The following is a 16269-nucleotide window of genomic DNA, read 5'->3' on the forward strand; positions in this document are numbered from 1 at the left end:
ATCCATTTATCATCATTCCATATTAAGTTAACAATTTCAAAAAAATCCCTTCATCATTAGCAAACTCAAATAATTTATAAGACCTTTGCACACTTTTTTTCGGGAATACCACAAAAGTCTAAAGTTTTAGAAATGAAGAAGAAAATCGAAATATTAGCTCCTGCTAAAGATTTAATTGGAGGAATGGCAGCCATAAACAGTGGTGCTGATGCAGTATATATTGGTGCGCCTCAATTTGGTGCACGATCTAACGCTAACAACTCTATTGAAGATGTTGCTGCTTTAGTACAATATGCGCATTTATTTAATGCTCAGGTTTTTGTCGTTATGAATACCATTTTATACGACAACGAATTAGAGACTTGCCGCCAAATGATTTGGGAATTATACGAGATTGGTGTCGACGCCCTGATTATTCAGGATATGGCGATTATGGAAATGGAGCTTCCTCCTATCGTACTTCACGCAAGTACACAAGCCAATAATCGTGATGCCGATAAAATTAAATTCCTTAAAGATGCCGGGATTAAACGTGTGGTTTTAGCACGTGAATTAAACCTGCATCAAATTAAAACGATTTACGATCACGCTGATGTTGAATTAGAATTTTTCGTAACCGGAGCTTTATGCGTTTCTTTTAGCGGAAACTGTTATATGAGTGTAGCAAACGGAGAACGCAGCGCCAATCGTGGTTCTTGTGCACAAAACTGCCGTTTACCTTATAACTTAATCGACGGAAACGGAGAAACTTTAATCAAAAACAGCCACTTACTTTCTATAAAAGATTTAGATATTTCAGATCAAATTCCGAATTTAATTGAAGCCGGAATCGTTTCTTTTAAAATTGAAGGACGATTGAAAGATGTGGTTTACGTAAAAAACAACGTGTCTTATTTACGTCAAAAATTAGACAGCTTTTTAGAAGGCGAAGGAAGCGAAAAATATAGAAAAGCTTCTTCCGGAACTTGTACTTATACTTTTGACTCTTCTTTAAGCAGAACCTTTAATCGTGGTTATACAGACTATTTCGTAAACGAAAGACACAGCTCTATTGGTTCTTGGGAAAGCCCAAAATCAAAAGGACAATATATTGGTAAATTAATCAGAACGGTTGGAAACGCTTACGAAATCGAAAACGGTGAATTATTAAATAACGGTGACGGACTTTGCTTCATCAACGAAAATAACGAAGCCGACGGAATCTACGTAAACAAAGCCGAAAACGGTAAAATTTACCCGAACGTTCTAAAAGAAGTAAAAGACGGAACTTTCATCTATAGAAATAACGACGCTGCTTTCATCAAAATTGTTGAAAGAGAAGATAGTGCTGTTCGTAAATTAAGCACAACTTTATTACTGACTGAAACTGAAAATGGTTTCGAATTAATCGCAACCGACGAAGACGGAAACGTAAGTATCGTTAATTTAGAACATGCAAAAGAGCAGACAAAAACTGGCGAATCAATAGAAGAAAACATTAAAATACAATTGGCAAAAACAGGTTTCACACCTTATACTGCTGATGAAATCAACATTATGTTTTCTCAAAACTGGTTCCTTCCTATTTCAAAAATCAACGAAATGCGAAGAACTGTATACGATCAGTTAACCGAAATTCGTTTGGCAAATTACAAACGTGAGGAACACCAAATGGTAAAAACGTCACATCCGTATCCTGAAACTAAATTGGATTTCATGTACAATGTTTCGAACAAAACAGCTCGTAAATTCTACGAACGTCACGGTGTAACCGAAATCGAAAAAGCATTTGAATTACAATGGGATCCAGGAAAATCTCGTGTAATGACAACGAAATATTGCATCAAATACGAATTAAAAAAATGTCCGATACACCAAAAAGATATAGTTGGTGTCAAGGTAAAAGAACCATTGGTATTGAAACAAGGTGAACTTGAATACAAACTGAAATTCAACTGCAAGCCCTGCGAAATGGAAATCTGGGAAAAAGATGCTGAATTCGAAATTGAAGAAGATCATTTTCATTGATTTTACCGCAAAGATTCACAAAGAAATACACAAAGGTTCGCAAAGATTAATCTAAAATCTTTGCGAACCTTTTTCTTTTTTTATCCTGCTATTTGCCTCAATCTTGTCATTTCGAGGAACGAGAAATCTTCGCAAGTAGCTCCGTTCCAATAAGTCAATCTTTGTCGAGCTTCTCACGAAGATTTCTCCTTCGTCGAAATGACAAACTGTATGGTTACTTAATTTAAAAATTAAATTCCAGTCAAATTAAATCTTCCGAATCTCCAAAATCTGCGTGAGAATAAATTCCATTTTATTTATCTTTACTCTCCAAACTAAATTTAAATGGAATCAAAAAATAATATTCAAAAACACGCAATTATTGCTGGGATTTTTGTGACCGCTTTTTTTCCATTATTAATATTTTCGGATAGTTATTTTATCGATTTATGTATTCAAATATGTGATTTCGGTATTTTTTGGAATCCAATTTTCTGGGGAATTTTATTTCCAATATTTATCATTTTTCTTTTTTGGAATACAGCTAAAAAAATAAGTTATTCATTAAATCAAATCACTTATTTTCAAGCTTGTTCTCAATTTTCTTTTGGAGTAAGTTCAAAATTAATATTAGCTCTTTTCACACTTTATATAGTCGGATTATTTTTTAACGGAATATCTGTTGCATTGAGAGTACAACTTTATGACAAAATTCTATTTTCAATACTAATGATTTTATTCCTATCATTTATATTAATGATTTTAATTTTTATAAGCAGTTTAATTATTGTAAAAGCAAGCCAAAATACCCAAACTTTAAATCAAATAAAATGAAAATACTACTCCTAGGTTCAGGCGAATTAGGCAAAGAATTTGTCATTGCCGCCCAACGAATCGGACAAACCATAATCGCAGTTGATAGTTACGAAAATGCACCGGCAATGCAAGTCGCCCACAGTTTTGAAGTCATTAATATGTTAGACGGCGAAGCTCTAGACAGAATCGTAGCTAAACACAAACCCGATTTTATAGTTCCAGAAATAGAAGCCATTCGAACCGAACGTTTTTACGATTACGAAAAACAAGGCATCACTGTTGTTCCTTCAGCGAAAGCGGCAAACTTTACTATGAACCGTAAAGCAATTCGTGATTTAGCAGCAAAAGAATTAGGATTAAAAACAGCAAAATATCAATACGCCACTTCAGCAGAAGAACTGCAAAAAGCGGTTCAGGAAGTTGGAATTCCGTGCGTAGTAAAACCTTTAATGTCTTCATCAGGAAAAGGACAATCAACAATCAAAACAGAAAGCGATATCGAAAAAGCTTGGCAATATGCCGTTGCAGGTTCGCGTGGTGATGTTATCGAAGTTATTGTAGAAGCCTTTGTCAATTTTGATTCGGAAATTACGCTTTTGACAATTACACAAAATAATAACCCAACTTTGTTTTGCGCTCCAATTGGCCACAGACAAGAACGCGGTGATTATCAGGAAAGCTGGCAGCCGGCACAGGTTTCTGAAGCTGATTTATACGAAGCTCAGGATATGGCCGAAAAAATTACGGAAGCACTTGGAGGAGCCGGACTTTTTGGTGTTGAATTTTTCTTAACTAAAGAAGGCGTTTATTTCTCTGAACTTTCTCCTCGTCCGCACGATACCGGAATGGTAACTTTGGCAGGAACGCAGAATTTTAACGAATTTGAATTGCACTTAAGAGCGATTTTAAGTCTTCCTATTTTCGAAATTACATTAGAAAAAGCCGGAGCAAGTGCCGTAATTTTAGCATCCAAAGATTCTACCAATCCCACTTTTGCCGGAATCGAAAAAGTAGCTGCTTTACCAAAAACTGATTTCAGGATTTTCGGAAAACCAACTTCAAGACCGTATCGCCGAATGGGAGTTGTTTTAGCTCAGGATTCTTTATCAACTCCAATCGAAAAAGTAACCGAACGCGCCAAAGAAACGGCAAAATTAATAACTGTAAATTCTTAAAAAATGAAAAAACTTATATTCGTACTTTTCCTGTTTGTTGGAATTGCAACTCAGGCTCAATCTAAAAAAGTAATCGATAAACCAACCATTGTAGAAGCTTCTTGTGGAGAATGTCAATTTGGGATGAAAGGTAAAAGCTGTGATTTAGCGGTCCGTATTGACGGAAAAACCTATTTCGTTGACGGAACTACTATTCACGATCACGGCGATGCACATTCAGAAAAAGGTTTTTGCAATGCAATCAGCAAAGCTTTAGTTACTGGAGAAATCGTAAACAATCGTTTTAAAGCGACTTCATTCACTTTAGTAAACGAAAAATAATGGCATTAATTCTTGAAAATATTGCCAAACATGTTTCTTTGACACCAGAGGAACAAACACTTTTTTTATCTAAACTAGAAACGAATACTTATAAAGCCAAAACGATTTTATTAAACGCCGGCGAAGTCTGCAAACATTCTTATTTTGTAAACTCAGGAATTTTAAGAAGTTTCAATATCAACGATAATATTGTAGAGCATGTTTTATCATTTGCCTGCGAAGGCTGGTGGATGAGCGATATGTACAGTTATTTTTCGCAAAAACCGGGACAGCTTTTTATTGAAGTTCTGGAAGAAGCCGAAGTAGTTTCTTTATCGAAACAAAATCAGGATCAATTGTTTATTGAGATTCCAAAACTGGAACGCTTTTTCCGAATTTTAATTGAAAACTCATTAGTCGCCAATCAACAGCGATTAATGGACAATTTAAGTTTACCTGCCGAAGAACGTTTTGAAAAATTCACTAAAAAATACGGAACATTGGTTCACAAAGTCCCTCAAAAACAAATCGCTTCTTTCATTGGAGTAACACCAGAATTCTTCAGCAAAATGAAAGCAAGGCTTTTAAAGAAATAGTTTTTTTGCCACAGATTAAAAGGATTAGAATGATTTAAAAAAAGTAGCCACGAATTACACGAATTTCCACGAATTAATTGATTTAAAAATTAAAATAAAATTCGTGGAAATTCGTGTAATTCGTGGCTAAAAAAAATCACTTTAATCTGTGAAATCTGTGGCAAAAAAAATAAAGCCAGTTCATTGAACTGGCTTTTCTTTTGAACTAAAATTGCTCAACCTCAGTAGAATGTTTCATTGCTGTTATTGAGGATCTTCCTATCATAACCGTATTTTGAACTGCGTCGAAATAAGAAGTCCCTACAAAAGCCTGATGTTTTACGGCTCTGAATCCGTTTTTCTGTAACGCAAATTCACGTTCCTGTAATTCAGAATATCCTGCCATTCCGCGTTCTTTATACGCTTTCGATAATTCAAACATACTCGTGTTTAAAGCATGGAATCCTGCCAAAGTAATGAACTGGAATTTATATCCCATTGCAGCTAAATCTTCTCTAAATGTTTCCATTTCGGCAACCGTTAATTTCGCAGCCCAATTAAAAGACGGAGAACAATTGTATGCCAGCATTTTATCCGGGAATCCTTTTTTCATAGCCGTTGCAAACTTTCTCGCAAACTCTAAATCCGGATTACTGGTTTCCATCCAGATTAAATCAGCATAAGGTGCGTAGCTCAAACCTCTTGCAATTCCCTGCTCGATTCCGTTATTTACGTAGAAGAAACCTTCGGCAGTTTTTTCACCAGTTAAAAATTTTCTGTCTCGCGGATCTGCATCACTCGTTAATAAATTTGCAGCATCGGCATCTGTTCTGGCAACAATTAAAGTCGAAACCCCCATAACATCTGCAGCCAAGCGCGCCGCAATTAATTTATTGATTGCTTCCTGAGTTGGAACCAAAACTTTTCCACCCAAATGGCCACACTTTTTAGCAGAACTTAATTGATCTTCAAAATGAACTCCAGAAGCTCCTGCTTCAATCATTGATTTCATTAATTCGAAAGCATTTAAGTTTCCTCCAAAGCCCGCTTCAGCATCAGCTACAATAGGAACTAAATAATCTTTTTTATCTTCAATTTTATTTACAGTCTGAATCTGATCAGCACGCAATAAAGCATTGTTAATCTTTTTTACCACCATCGGAACGCTGTTTACCGGATAAAGCGATTGGTCAGGGTACATTTCTCCCGCCAGGTTTGCATCAGCAGCAACTTGCCATCCACTTAAATAAATTGCTTCTAAACCCGCATCGACTTCCTGAATCGCCTGATTTCCAGTCAACGCTCCCAAACCAGCTACATAATCCTGACTTTTTAACTTTTTCCATAATTTTTGCGCTCCCATTTTCGCAATAGAATGCTCAATATGATATGAACCTTGAAGTTCAACCACTTCACTAGCAGTGTAAGGGCGTTCAACACCTTTCCATCTTGGGTTCGTTATCCAATCGTTAATCAATTCCTGAATTCTGTCTTCTGTTGTTTTCATAAGTATAGTTTAAGTGGTTAGTAAAGTTTTCAGTCTCAGTTATCAGTAATCAGTTTTAACTGGACTTATTTTTTTAACACATAGAAACATAGTTATACTTTGTGGTTAAAGGCGTTTCACTTGTTTCAATACATCCCGATAGCTATCGGGACTATGTGTGAAAAACTAGTTTTTTCTTTTCCCTTTTTAAAGAAAAATTAAAATCTATGTTTCTATGTGTTTAAATAATTTAATACTGAATTTTATCTGCCTGATCCGCTAAATCTGCGTGAAAAAATTATTCGCTCGCAGATTTGGCAGATTGAGCTGATTTTATTTATATATTCTGTGTCTAAAAAATCACAAGTATTTGTAACATGGAATCGTCAAGAAGTCAACAAAATCAGTATTTACTACTAATCTTTCCAATACTTTTTCAGCCAATGGAAATTGTTGTTTTTCATGATTTTCTTCTCCTAATTCCTCTTTGATTTTCCTGAATTCATCTAAAGCTAGTTCATGATAATAAGCCAAATCTAATTTTCGTCCATTATCTAAAACCACTTTATTCTGAAGCCATTGCCACAATTGCGATCTCGAAATTTCGGCTGTTGCAGCGTCTTCCATCAAATTATGCAATGCCGCGGCACCTTGTCCGTTCAGCCATGAAGCCAGATACAAAACTCCAACATTGATATTTTTTCGAACGCCATTTTCAGTAATGATCCCAATTGGTGGTTCAATTAAATCAGCTTCTGTAATTTTTCGGTGCTCTCTTTTTATATGAATTTGATTTGGAGTCGGCATTCCTTTATCAAAAATTTCTTTTGCCAGCGCAACCAAATCCGGATGCGCCACCCAGGTTCCGTCATGTCCATTTTTAACTTCACGCTCTTTATCGGTTTTTACTTTTGCGAAAGCAATCGCATTGGCTTCTTCATTATTTCTAATTGGAATCTGCGCTGCCATTCCGCCAATCGCATGAATTCCGCGTTTATGACATCTTTGAATAACCAAATTTGAATACGCATTCATAAAAGGCGTAGTCATATTAACCTGATCGCGATCCGGAACGATGAATTTTGGATTTTTTCTAAACTTTTTGATGTAGGAGAAAATATAATCCCAGCGCCCGCAGTTCAAGCCAACAATATGTTCTTTTAATTCGTAAATGATTTCATCTAACTGAAAACTTGCCGTTATCGTTTCAATTAAAACCGTCACTTTTATCGTTCCTCTTTTCAGTTTCAAATAATCCTCGGTAAAATCAATTACATTATTCCACCAGCGAGCTTCCAGATAATGTTCCAATTTCGGAATGTAGAAATACGGCCCTGAATTGTTTTCTAAAAGTCGTTTATGATTATGAAAAACATACAATCCAAAATCTACCAAAGAACCCGAAACCTCATTTCCTTCAATTAAAAGATGCTTTTCCGGCAAATGCAAACCTCTTGGACGAACAATTAGTGTTGCAATTTTTTCATTTAAATGATAGGACTTTTGCTTTACCAAATCGGTATAGGTAATTGTTTTGTTGACTGCATCGATCAGATTCACTTGCCCGTCCATCAAATTTTGCCAGGTTGGCGAAGTGCTGTCTTCAAAATCGGCCATAAAAGTTTTCGCTCCAGAGTTCAATGCATTGATAATCATTTTACGATCAACCGGACCTGTAATCTCTACTCTTCTGTCTAATAAATCTTTTGGAGTTTCGGCAGCTGTCCAATTACCTTCTCTGATATTCTTCGTTTCCGGAATAAAAGTCGGGATGATTCCCTGATCAAAAGTGACTTGTTTTTGCTCGCGCTGTAAAAGCAATAGTTTTCGCTGTGATTCGAATTTTCTATGCAATTCAATTATAAAAAAAATCGCTTCTTCTGTCCAGATTTTTGGGTAACGAACCTTCTTTTCGGCTAAAAATTCCATTGCCGTTTCGGTAATTTCAATTTGGTTTTTCATAGCTGTGGTTTTAATTTTCATTAGTAACAATTGAATCGTTTATATGTTTTTTCAAAACACAAAACCATAACAAACTGATAACTAATAATTTCTACACCACAATATTAGAAAAAAGTTTTTTACAAAACAAGCGAACGTTCGCTAAATATTAAAAATAATTTTTTGGCGATTATTTTTAAAACAACTATATTTGATTCATGGATATCGAAAAAGACTATATAAAGCTGATCTTCGGACTAAAATTGAAGCAAGTTCGGACGCAAAAAAATCTGTCACTTTTTGGCTTGGCTAAACTGACAAATCTTTCAAAATCGTATTTAAACGAGATTGAAAAGGGAAAAAAATATCCAAAAACAGATAAAATTTTACTTTTATGCGAACATTTGGATGTGACTTACGACCAAATGGTATCTTTAAAACTCGATAATAACCTCGCTCCGATTGGCGAAATCTTAAAATCAGGTATTTTAAAAGAGATTCCGCTAGAGCTTTTCGGAATTCAGGAAGCTGATTTAATTGATATTATTGCCAACGCTCCTGCAAAAGTCAATGCGTTTATTAGTACGATTATCGAAATTGCACAACATTACAATTTAAGCCGCGAAAGTTTCTTTTTGGCCGCTTTGCGTTCGTATCAGGAAGCACACAGTAATTATTTTGAAGATTTAGAAGAAAAAGTAATTGCGTTTTCGAAGTCATTTCAAATTAATCTTGATTCTAAAATCAGCACTGAAGAATTAGAAGATATTCTAAAAGAAGAATACGAATACAATATAAAAGAAATTGCTTTTACAGATCAGGAAGCTTTAGACGATTTACGTTCCATTTATGTTCCAAAAAGTAAAACATTATTACTTTCTACAGAACTCGATGCTCCGCAGAAAGCTTTTATTTTAGCCAAAGAAATTGCTTATAATTATTTAAAGATTTCAGATCGATTATTAACTTTTAGCTGGATTAAGTTTGAAAATTTCGATCAGGTTTTACATAACTTTTATGCTTCTTATTTTGCCGGTGCTTTATTATTACCGAGAAAATTAGTGGTTGACAAAATCAATTCTTTTTTGGAAAATGAAAATCCAAAACCAGAAGAATTTGTTCAATTAATTGAAAGTTTTGAAGTTTCGCCAGAATCTTTTTACCAGCGATTAACCAATTTATTACCGAAAGATTTTCAGTTGAAAAACTTATTCTTTTTAAGATTATCTCACCGAATTGGTTCGGATGTTTACCAAATCAATAAGGAATTACATATTACACATCAACAGGAACCACACGCCAACGAAACCAACGAGCATTATTGCAGAAGATGGGTTTCGGTTAAAACAATAGATGAAGCCATCAAACAAAATAAATCTCATTTTTTTGATGCACAAATATCCAGTTACGCCAATAGCGGAAACGAATATTTAGTTTTTTCATCGGCGACAAAAGATCCTTTTGCAGAAAATTATATTCGAAGTATTTCTGTCGGCATCTTAATTAATCCAACGATGAAAAAGAAATTCAAATTCATTGAAGGAAAACCTTTAGTGAAACGAATTGTTGGTGTAACTTGTGAAACTTGTGCTGTAAAAGATTGCCTGGAAAGAGCTGCGCCGCCAATTGTTTTAGAAAGAAAAAAACGCCATGAGAATACAGATGCTGTTGTACAGCAGTTTATTAATCAATTTAGTTAGAATCCTATGAAATATTTCGCTTTAATAATAATATTCCTTTCTATTAACTTCAATCAGAAAACAGATAAACTTAACGGTCGCTATAATTATTTAATTGAAGAAAACGATTCGTATATTCAAAAAGATAAAATTACTTTTAATGATAGTGTTTTCAAATTTGACAACAAGTATTTACCGAAAGGAACAATTTCTTATGGCAACAAAATACTATTGGATAATTTTATTAATACGGATTTAATTATAAGTATCTCAAAAGATCAAATTACAAAAGACACTATTCTATTTAGTATGCATGATAAGCAAAGTTCGTCTGCAAATTATCTTGATGAAGTGGTTGGAAAAGGAAAATTGATTAGGATTAGAGAATAAAACTTTTGTAATAATCTCGAAAAGACGCTAAGTCGCAAAGTTTTATTTTCCATCACAATATTCAGTTTAAGCATAATCTTATCAAAAAGATAAAAATCTTCATAAAATATTTCTAATTTGATTTCGTTTTAAAAAGAAAGAAAATATTTACAATAAAAAACAGTGCCATGTTAAATGAACGTGAAAAATATCTAGCTTCACTCACTCCACTAATGTCCGCAGTTCTAAACAGCGATATAAAAAAAGTTAAAGAATTATTAGAATTGGGTGCTGACGTTTTAGCTGTAAATGATTATTATTTTGGGACTGGCATATTATACTATGCTGCACGACAAAATAATTTAGAAATAATAAAAATGCTTTTAGACACAGGTGTTGATATAAATCAAAAAGATAAGGACTCATATAAACAAAGTCCTATTTTTACAGCGCTCACACAATCAGGAATACCAGTACTTCGGACATTTCTTGAACGAGGAGCAAATCCAGACATACAGGATAAATACAAAATGACCACTTTACATTGGGCGGTGACACGTGAAGGACAAATGGAGGCAATAAAAACCCTTTTGAAGTTTGGAGCTAATGTAAATACTAAAAATCATAAAGGAATTACACCATTAATATCAGCAGCTATAACAGGAATTATGGAATATGTTCAAATACTTATCAAATCTGGAGCAGAAATTAATGTTCCCGCAAAAGATGGTTTCACAGAACTTATGTATGCTGCGTATTATGGTCATGAAGAAATTGTAAAATATCTTTTATCAATTGGGGCAGATAAAAATGCAATAGCAAAAAAAGGAGAAACGGCGCTTTCTATTGCTAAAAAGAAAAACTTCAATACTATTGTTGATATTCTCGAATCAAACTAACACTTTACACTCTATAATCTTGTCATCTCGACGAAGGAGAGATCTTCATAAGAAACTCTACAAAGATTGGCGATATGCTGTGCGAAGAATGGATTAAAATCCATCCCTACAATATTTATTGTTCCTTCGGAACTTTACCCATCTTTACAACTAACCAACTTCTGAAAATTAAATTTCTAGTATAGCCCTGATAGAAGCGGCATCCTTTTGTGGTCTCGTTTTTTTCTAACGAGACTACAAAAGATATAGCGAATAGCAGGACTAAAGGTCTTTTGAAAACCAAAATTTCTGCTCCAGAAAAAACCTTTGAACCTCTGCAACTCTGAACCTTTGAACCTCTCAGAAAAACTTCTTAATCTAGGTTAAGTGCGTTTCCTTGACCTTGGTGGTATCTTTGTACTATAAAATTACAAAACATACAAGATCATGGAAAATATAATATTACATAAAGCAGAAACAAGAGGAAACGCAAATCACGGATGGCTAAATGCATATCACAGTTTTAGTTTTGCAAGCTGGTACAACCCGGACAGAATTCAGTTTGGAGCGCTTCGTGTTTTAAACGATGATACAATTGCTGCTGGAATGGGATTTGGAACGCATCCTCATGATAATATGGAAATTATTACAATTCCTTTAGAAGGAGATTTGGCTCACAAAGATAGTATGGGAAATACTGAAATTATCAAAAATGGTGATATTCAGGTAATGAGTGCAGGAACCGGAGTGCAGCATAGTGAGTTTAACCCGAATGCAGATCAACAGACTAAATTGTTACAAATCTGGTTGTTTCCAAATAAAAGAAACGTTACGCCACGTTACCAGCAAATTACTTTAGATGTTGCGGACAGACATAATAAATTATCTCAGATTTTATCTCCAAATGCTGATGACGAGGGAGTTTGGATTCACCAAGACGCTTGGTTTAATATGGGAAATTTTGACTCAGGCGTAACTACTGAATATAAAATTAAAAAAGAAGGAAACGGAGTTTATGCTTTCGTTTTAAAAGGAAACGTAACCATCAACGGTCAGGAATTAAATACTCGTGATGCAGTTGGAATTTCAGGAACTGATATCTTAAATATAAAAGCAAATACAGATGCTGAATTTTTATTAATGGACGTTCCGATGAACTATTAATTCAACAGCAATTTTCAAACAATAAAAACAAAACAAACTGGGAATCAAATATTTATTTCGTCTTCATTTCTTAATCTAGGTTAAGTGCCAAACGAAGACAACCGAAGTAACTTTGTCCTATCAAAATGAAATAAATTAATATTTAAAAAATAAAATTATGGCAACTACAAAATGGTCAATTGACCCAACACATTCAGAAATTGGTTTTAAAGTTAAACACATGATGTTTACAAATGTTTCAGGCAAATTTGGAACTTACGACGCTACAATTACTACAGACGGAGACAACTTCGAAAATGCTCAAATTGAATTTTCTGCTGATATTGCTTCTGTTGATACTGCAAATGCAGACAGAGACGGACATTTAAGAAGCGGAGATTTCTTTGATGCTGAAAATCATCCAAAATTAACTTTCAAAGCTTCTTCTTTCAAAAAAATCAATGAAGGAAGCTATGAAATTACTGGAGATTTAAACATTAAAGGTGTTTCTAAAAGCGTAACTTTTCCTGTAGAATATAGCGGAATCCTAACTGATCCTTGGGGAAATACAAAAGTAGGTTTAAGCATTGAAGGAAAAATCAATCGTAAAGATTGGGGTTTAAACTGGAACTCAGCTCTTGAAACTGGAGGTGTTTTAGTTGGTGAAGAAGTAAAATTAAACATTGAGTTACAATTTGTAAAACAAGCTTAATACTTTATAATAGGTTTTAATTTGGTTGGTTACGAAGCCTGCACTTTTTCTCGGGAGTACAGGTTTTTTTTTGGTTGGTTACGAAGCCTGCACTTTTTCTCGGGAGTGCAGGTTTTTTTTTGGTTTGCCACGAATTACACTAATTTCCACGAATTTTTTTTTTCTCAAATGCTGATTTTTTTTTGCCACAGATTAAAAAGATTAAAAAAGATTTTTTTCTGTATTGTGAAAATAAATAATCTGTGAAAATCCTTTTAATCTGTGGCAAAAAAATAATTCGTGAAAATTAGTGTAATTCGTGGCAACAAAAATCAACGCACAGTGTTTCGAAATTCTGTTGGCGATAATCCTGTTTGTTTTTTGAAGAAGCGGGAGAAATAGGAATAATCTTCGTAGCCGACTTTAAAGGCAACTTCGTTTACGGCTAATTGTTTATCGATCAACATTCTTTTTATTTCTAGGATTACACGATCTGTGATAACTTCTGTGGCTGTTTTTTGCAGAATTTCATTGCAGATTCTGTTTAAATGCTTTAATGTAATATTTAATTTTTCTGCGTAGAAAGACGGCAATTTTTCAGTTCTGAAATATTCCTCTAAAAGCGATTCAAACTTATTGATTTTAATATTGTACGAATGGGTTTGATGCGAATACGTTTCGCCATATTTGCGTGCAATTTCGATATGAATTGAATCTAATAAATTCAGCATTTTATCCAGCTGATATTTATTATTTTGATTGTTTTCCTGAATCAGCAAATCAAAATAAGGCTGAATTTTCGGAATTTCTTTTTCTTCGAAAACCAACTCCGGTCGGTTATGAATGGAATGATAGAAATTATAATCGTTGATGTTTTTTTGTCCGAAATATAAATTATACAATTCCTGCGAAAAAATAATTACAAAGCCTTCAACATCTTTTGATAAACTCCAATGATGCATTTGCCCTGGCTGCAGTACAAATAAACTTCCTCTTTTTATTTCGAATTGGTCAAAATCAACTTCGTGCTGCCCGGAACCTTTTGTAAAAAATACCATTAAATAGGAATCATGGCGATGTGGTTCTTCTACAAAACTGTGGTTTTTTAAATGTTCTGTAAAAGTATTGACGTAAAAATCGCGATGAATATCATTGCAGCTAAAATTCTGAACGCTGTAAATGGGATATTTTTTCATAACAAATGTCTTTATTGTGCTAGAATAAGCGAAGATACTAAAAAGGCTTTTATCCTGCTCTGAATTACCTTTGTATAAATAAAAAACATCAAAGTCATGTCAAATTCATTAACTCATATTTTAAGCAACGAATGTCCTGTTTGTCATAAAGGAAAAGTATTTACAGACAGAAATATTTTTTTATCTTTCGGTCTTCCAAAAATGAACGAATACTGCAGTCATTGTAATTACAAGTTCCAAAAAGAGCCTGGTTATTTCTTTGGCGCTATGTATGTAAACTACGGATTAACAGTCGCTCAGGGAATTGCAACGTATTGTGTTGCTCAGTTTTTCTTTGAGACAAATTTCGATTTAAGAATTATTCCAATCATCGCTGTTGTCATTACTTTACTTACTTCTTTCAATCTTAGATTTTCAAGATTAGCATGGATTTACATGTTTAAGGATTATACGAAATAAAAAAATAGTACTTTTGCCTTCCAATTGAAACTAATTTTCAATTTTAAAAAAAGTAAAAATTAAATTAGACAAATGAAAGCATACGTATTTCCAGGTCAGGGCGCACAGTTTACAGGAATGGGCAAAGACCTATATGAAAACTCGGCTTTAGCCAAAGAATTATTCGAAAAAGCCAATGAAATTTTAGGTTTTAGAATTACAGATATCATGTTCGAAGGTACAGCCGAAGAACTAAAAGAAACTAAAGTTACACAGCCGGCAGTATTTTTACATTCTGTTATTTTAGCGAAAACTTTAGGCGAAGATTTTAAACCAGAAATGGTTGCAGGACATTCTTTAGGAGAATTCTCTGCATTGGTTGCTAACGGAACTTTATCTTTTGAAGATGGTCTTAAATTAGTTTCTCAACGTGCACTTGCTATGCAAAAAGCCTGCGAAATCACTCCATCTACAATGGCTGCCGTTTTAGGTTTAGCTGATAATATTGTTGAAGAAGTATGTGCGTCTATCGACGGTGTTGTAGTTGCAGCAAATTATAACTGCCCGGGACAATTAGTAATTTCAGGAGAAACTTCAGCAGTTGAAAAAGCTTGTGAAGCGATGAAAGCTGCGGGAGCAAAACGCGCTTTAATTTTACCTGTTGGTGGTGCATTCCACTCACCAATGATGGAACCAGCAAGAGAAGAATTAGCGGCAGCAATTGAAGCAACTACATTCTCTACTCCTATTTGTCCGGTTTACCAAAACGTAACTGCCAATGCGGTTTCTGACGCAAACGAAATTAAAAAGAACTTAATCATTCAATTGACTGCTCCTGTAAAATGGACACAATCTGTACAGCAAATGATCGCTGACGGTGCTACTTTATTTACTGAAGTTGGCCCAGGAAAAGTGTTAGCTGGTTTGATTAATAAAATTGATAAAGAAGCGGTTACTGCGAATGCATAATTAGTGTTCAGTCTCAGTGACAGTTTTCAGTTTTTAACTGTATAAAAAATCCTCATAGACTTATGTTTATGAGGATTTTGTTTTTATAACTCTTTTGCTTCTTCACTGTAATTATTTAGAATTCCAGTAATTAAATAATTTTGATTTCTTTTTTCAAAGAAAATATACCAAGTTGTTCTTGCATTTGATTTATAAAAAATATAATTCGAACCTAAATATTGAAGTGATTTTGGAGTTTTCTTGGGAGGAAAAGTAGAAGTACTCGAAATAATAAAATCAACTATTTTATCGATATAATTCTGAGCCGTTTCAAAGAAACCAAAATATTCCTCTTCAAAAAGTGCAAAAACTAAATTATCAAAATATTCAAGAACTGCTTTTTCAAAAATTATTTTTTCCAAGGATAAGCCTTTATTCTTTTAGACATTTCAGCTTTAAACTCCTCCGGTGTTAACCCTCTTGCAAACTCGGCATCAAAATCAAAAGTGTCAGGGTCTATGCCTTTAAATTTCGGTTTCTGAATCTCGTATTCAGTTGCAGGTTCTTCAACCTTATTCTTCTTTTTATTTTCTTCTTCCGAATTCATAATTCCTACATTTTTTATTCTTACAAATTTACAAAATAAAC

The 16269-nt window shown here is 34.0% G+C and carries 17 protein-coding genes; 12 read left to right on the plus strand and 5 right to left on the minus strand.

The window, feature by feature from the left end; all coding sequences use genetic code 11:
- The first annotated feature begins 132 nt into the window (after window positions 1-132).
- The 5 genes from FLAPXU55_RS09510 to FLAPXU55_RS09530 all read left to right on the plus strand — a co-directional run bounded on the left by FLAPXU55_RS09510 (window position 133) and on the right by FLAPXU55_RS09530 (window position 4873).
- Window positions 133-2007, plus strand: a complete 1875-nt coding sequence (locus FLAPXU55_RS09510; protein ID WP_180857469.1) for a peptidase U32 family protein — start codon at window positions 133-135, stop codon at window positions 2005-2007.
- A 324-nt stretch (window positions 2008-2331) separates the two neighbouring features.
- A complete protein-coding gene (locus FLAPXU55_RS09515; protein WP_053471576.1) occupies window positions 2332-2820 on the plus strand; it encodes a hypothetical protein in 489 nt (162 codons plus the stop codon).
- Window positions 2817-3977, plus strand: a complete 1161-nt coding sequence (gene purT / locus FLAPXU55_RS09520) for a formate-dependent phosphoribosylglycinamide formyltransferase (RefSeq protein WP_180857470.1) — start codon at window positions 2817-2819, stop codon at window positions 3975-3977. Before FLAPXU55_RS09515 ends, purT begins: the two co-directional genes overlap by 4 nt.
- A 3-nt stretch (window positions 3978-3980) precedes the next feature.
- Window positions 3981-4298: a DUF6370 family protein gene (locus FLAPXU55_RS09525; RefSeq protein ID WP_180857471.1), complete on the plus strand. Its 318-nt coding sequence runs from the start codon at window positions 3981-3983 to the stop codon at window positions 4296-4298.
- The gene (locus FLAPXU55_RS09530; RefSeq protein WP_180857472.1) at window positions 4298-4873 is read left to right on the plus strand and encodes a Crp/Fnr family transcriptional regulator; all 576 of its coding nucleotides are present in this window, start codon (window positions 4298-4300) and stop codon (window positions 4871-4873) included. Before FLAPXU55_RS09525 ends, FLAPXU55_RS09530 begins: the two co-directional genes overlap by 1 nt.
- Window positions 4874-5078: 205 nt before the next feature.
- On the opposite strand, the gene aceA is transcribed toward FLAPXU55_RS09530, so the two are convergent.
- Together aceA and aceB are read right to left on the minus strand one after the other, a co-directional pair.
- Entirely contained in the window at window positions 5079-6359 is a 1281-nt protein-coding gene (gene aceA, locus FLAPXU55_RS09535) for an isocitrate lyase (protein ID WP_180857473.1), read from the minus strand.
- A gap of 339 nt (window positions 6360-6698) precedes the next feature.
- Window positions 6699-8300, minus strand: coding sequence for a malate synthase A (gene aceB / locus FLAPXU55_RS09540; RefSeq protein ID WP_180857474.1), 1602 nt, complete (start codon window positions 8298-8300; stop codon window positions 6699-6701).
- Between the two features lie 197 nt (window positions 8301-8497).
- On the opposite strand from aceB, the gene FLAPXU55_RS09545 reads away from it, so the two are divergent.
- The 5 genes from FLAPXU55_RS09545 (at window position 8498) to FLAPXU55_RS09565 (ending at window position 13060) form a co-directional block, all read left to right on the plus strand.
- Complete coding sequence (locus FLAPXU55_RS09545) at window positions 8498-9979, plus strand: helix-turn-helix domain-containing protein (protein WP_180857475.1); 1482 nt, start codon at window positions 8498-8500, stop codon at window positions 9977-9979.
- Window positions 9980-9985: 6 nt separating this feature from the next.
- Complete coding sequence (locus FLAPXU55_RS09550; RefSeq protein WP_180857476.1) at window positions 9986-10348, plus strand: hypothetical protein; 363 nt, start codon at window positions 9986-9988, stop codon at window positions 10346-10348.
- 167 nt (window positions 10349-10515) lie between these two features.
- Window positions 10516-11226: an ankyrin repeat domain-containing protein gene (locus FLAPXU55_RS09555; protein ID WP_180857477.1), complete on the plus strand. Its 711-nt coding sequence runs from the start codon at window positions 10516-10518 to the stop codon at window positions 11224-11226.
- Window positions 11227-11652: 426 nt separating this feature from the next.
- On the plus strand, window positions 11653-12369 hold the full coding sequence (locus FLAPXU55_RS09560; protein WP_053471584.1) for a pirin family protein: 717 nt from the start codon (window positions 11653-11655) through the stop codon (window positions 12367-12369).
- A gap of 157 nt (window positions 12370-12526) precedes the next feature.
- A complete protein-coding gene (locus tag FLAPXU55_RS09565) occupies window positions 12527-13060 on the plus strand; it encodes a YceI family protein (protein ID WP_180857478.1) in 534 nt (177 codons plus the stop codon).
- 311 nt (window positions 13061-13371) lie between these two features.
- Here FLAPXU55_RS09565 and FLAPXU55_RS09570 read toward each other — a convergent pair whose 3' ends face one another.
- A complete protein-coding gene (locus FLAPXU55_RS09570; RefSeq protein WP_180857479.1) occupies window positions 13372-14235 on the minus strand; it encodes a helix-turn-helix domain-containing protein in 864 nt (287 codons plus the stop codon).
- Between the two features lie 96 nt (window positions 14236-14331).
- Here FLAPXU55_RS09570 and FLAPXU55_RS09575 point away from each other — a divergent pair, with 96 nt between their 5' ends.
- Together FLAPXU55_RS09575 and fabD are read left to right on the plus strand one after the other, a co-directional pair.
- The gene (locus FLAPXU55_RS09575) at window positions 14332-14694 is read left to right on the plus strand and encodes a DUF983 domain-containing protein (protein WP_073489108.1); all 363 of its coding nucleotides are present in this window, start codon (window positions 14332-14334) and stop codon (window positions 14692-14694) included.
- A gap of 72 nt (window positions 14695-14766) precedes the next feature.
- On the plus strand, window positions 14767-15642 hold the full coding sequence (gene fabD / locus FLAPXU55_RS09580) for an ACP S-malonyltransferase (RefSeq protein WP_053471588.1): 876 nt from the start codon (window positions 14767-14769) through the stop codon (window positions 15640-15642).
- A gap of 83 nt (window positions 15643-15725) precedes the next feature.
- Here the strand turns inward: fabD and FLAPXU55_RS09585 are convergent, their stop codons facing one another.
- Window positions 15726-16043: a hypothetical protein gene (locus tag FLAPXU55_RS09585; protein ID WP_180857480.1), complete on the minus strand. Its 318-nt coding sequence runs from the start codon at window positions 16041-16043 to the stop codon at window positions 15726-15728.
- Window positions 16031-16228 (minus strand): hypothetical protein, encoded by a 198-nt coding sequence (locus tag FLAPXU55_RS09590; RefSeq protein ID WP_053471590.1) that lies wholly within the window; start codon window positions 16226-16228, stop codon window positions 16031-16033. Before FLAPXU55_RS09590 ends, FLAPXU55_RS09585 begins: the two co-directional genes overlap by 13 nt.
- Window positions 16229-16269: the final 41 nt, after the last annotated feature.

It is taken from the genome of Flavobacterium panici, from assembly GCF_903819335.1.
Lineage (GTDB): Bacteria > Bacteroidota > Bacteroidia > Flavobacteriales > Flavobacteriaceae > Flavobacterium > Flavobacterium panici.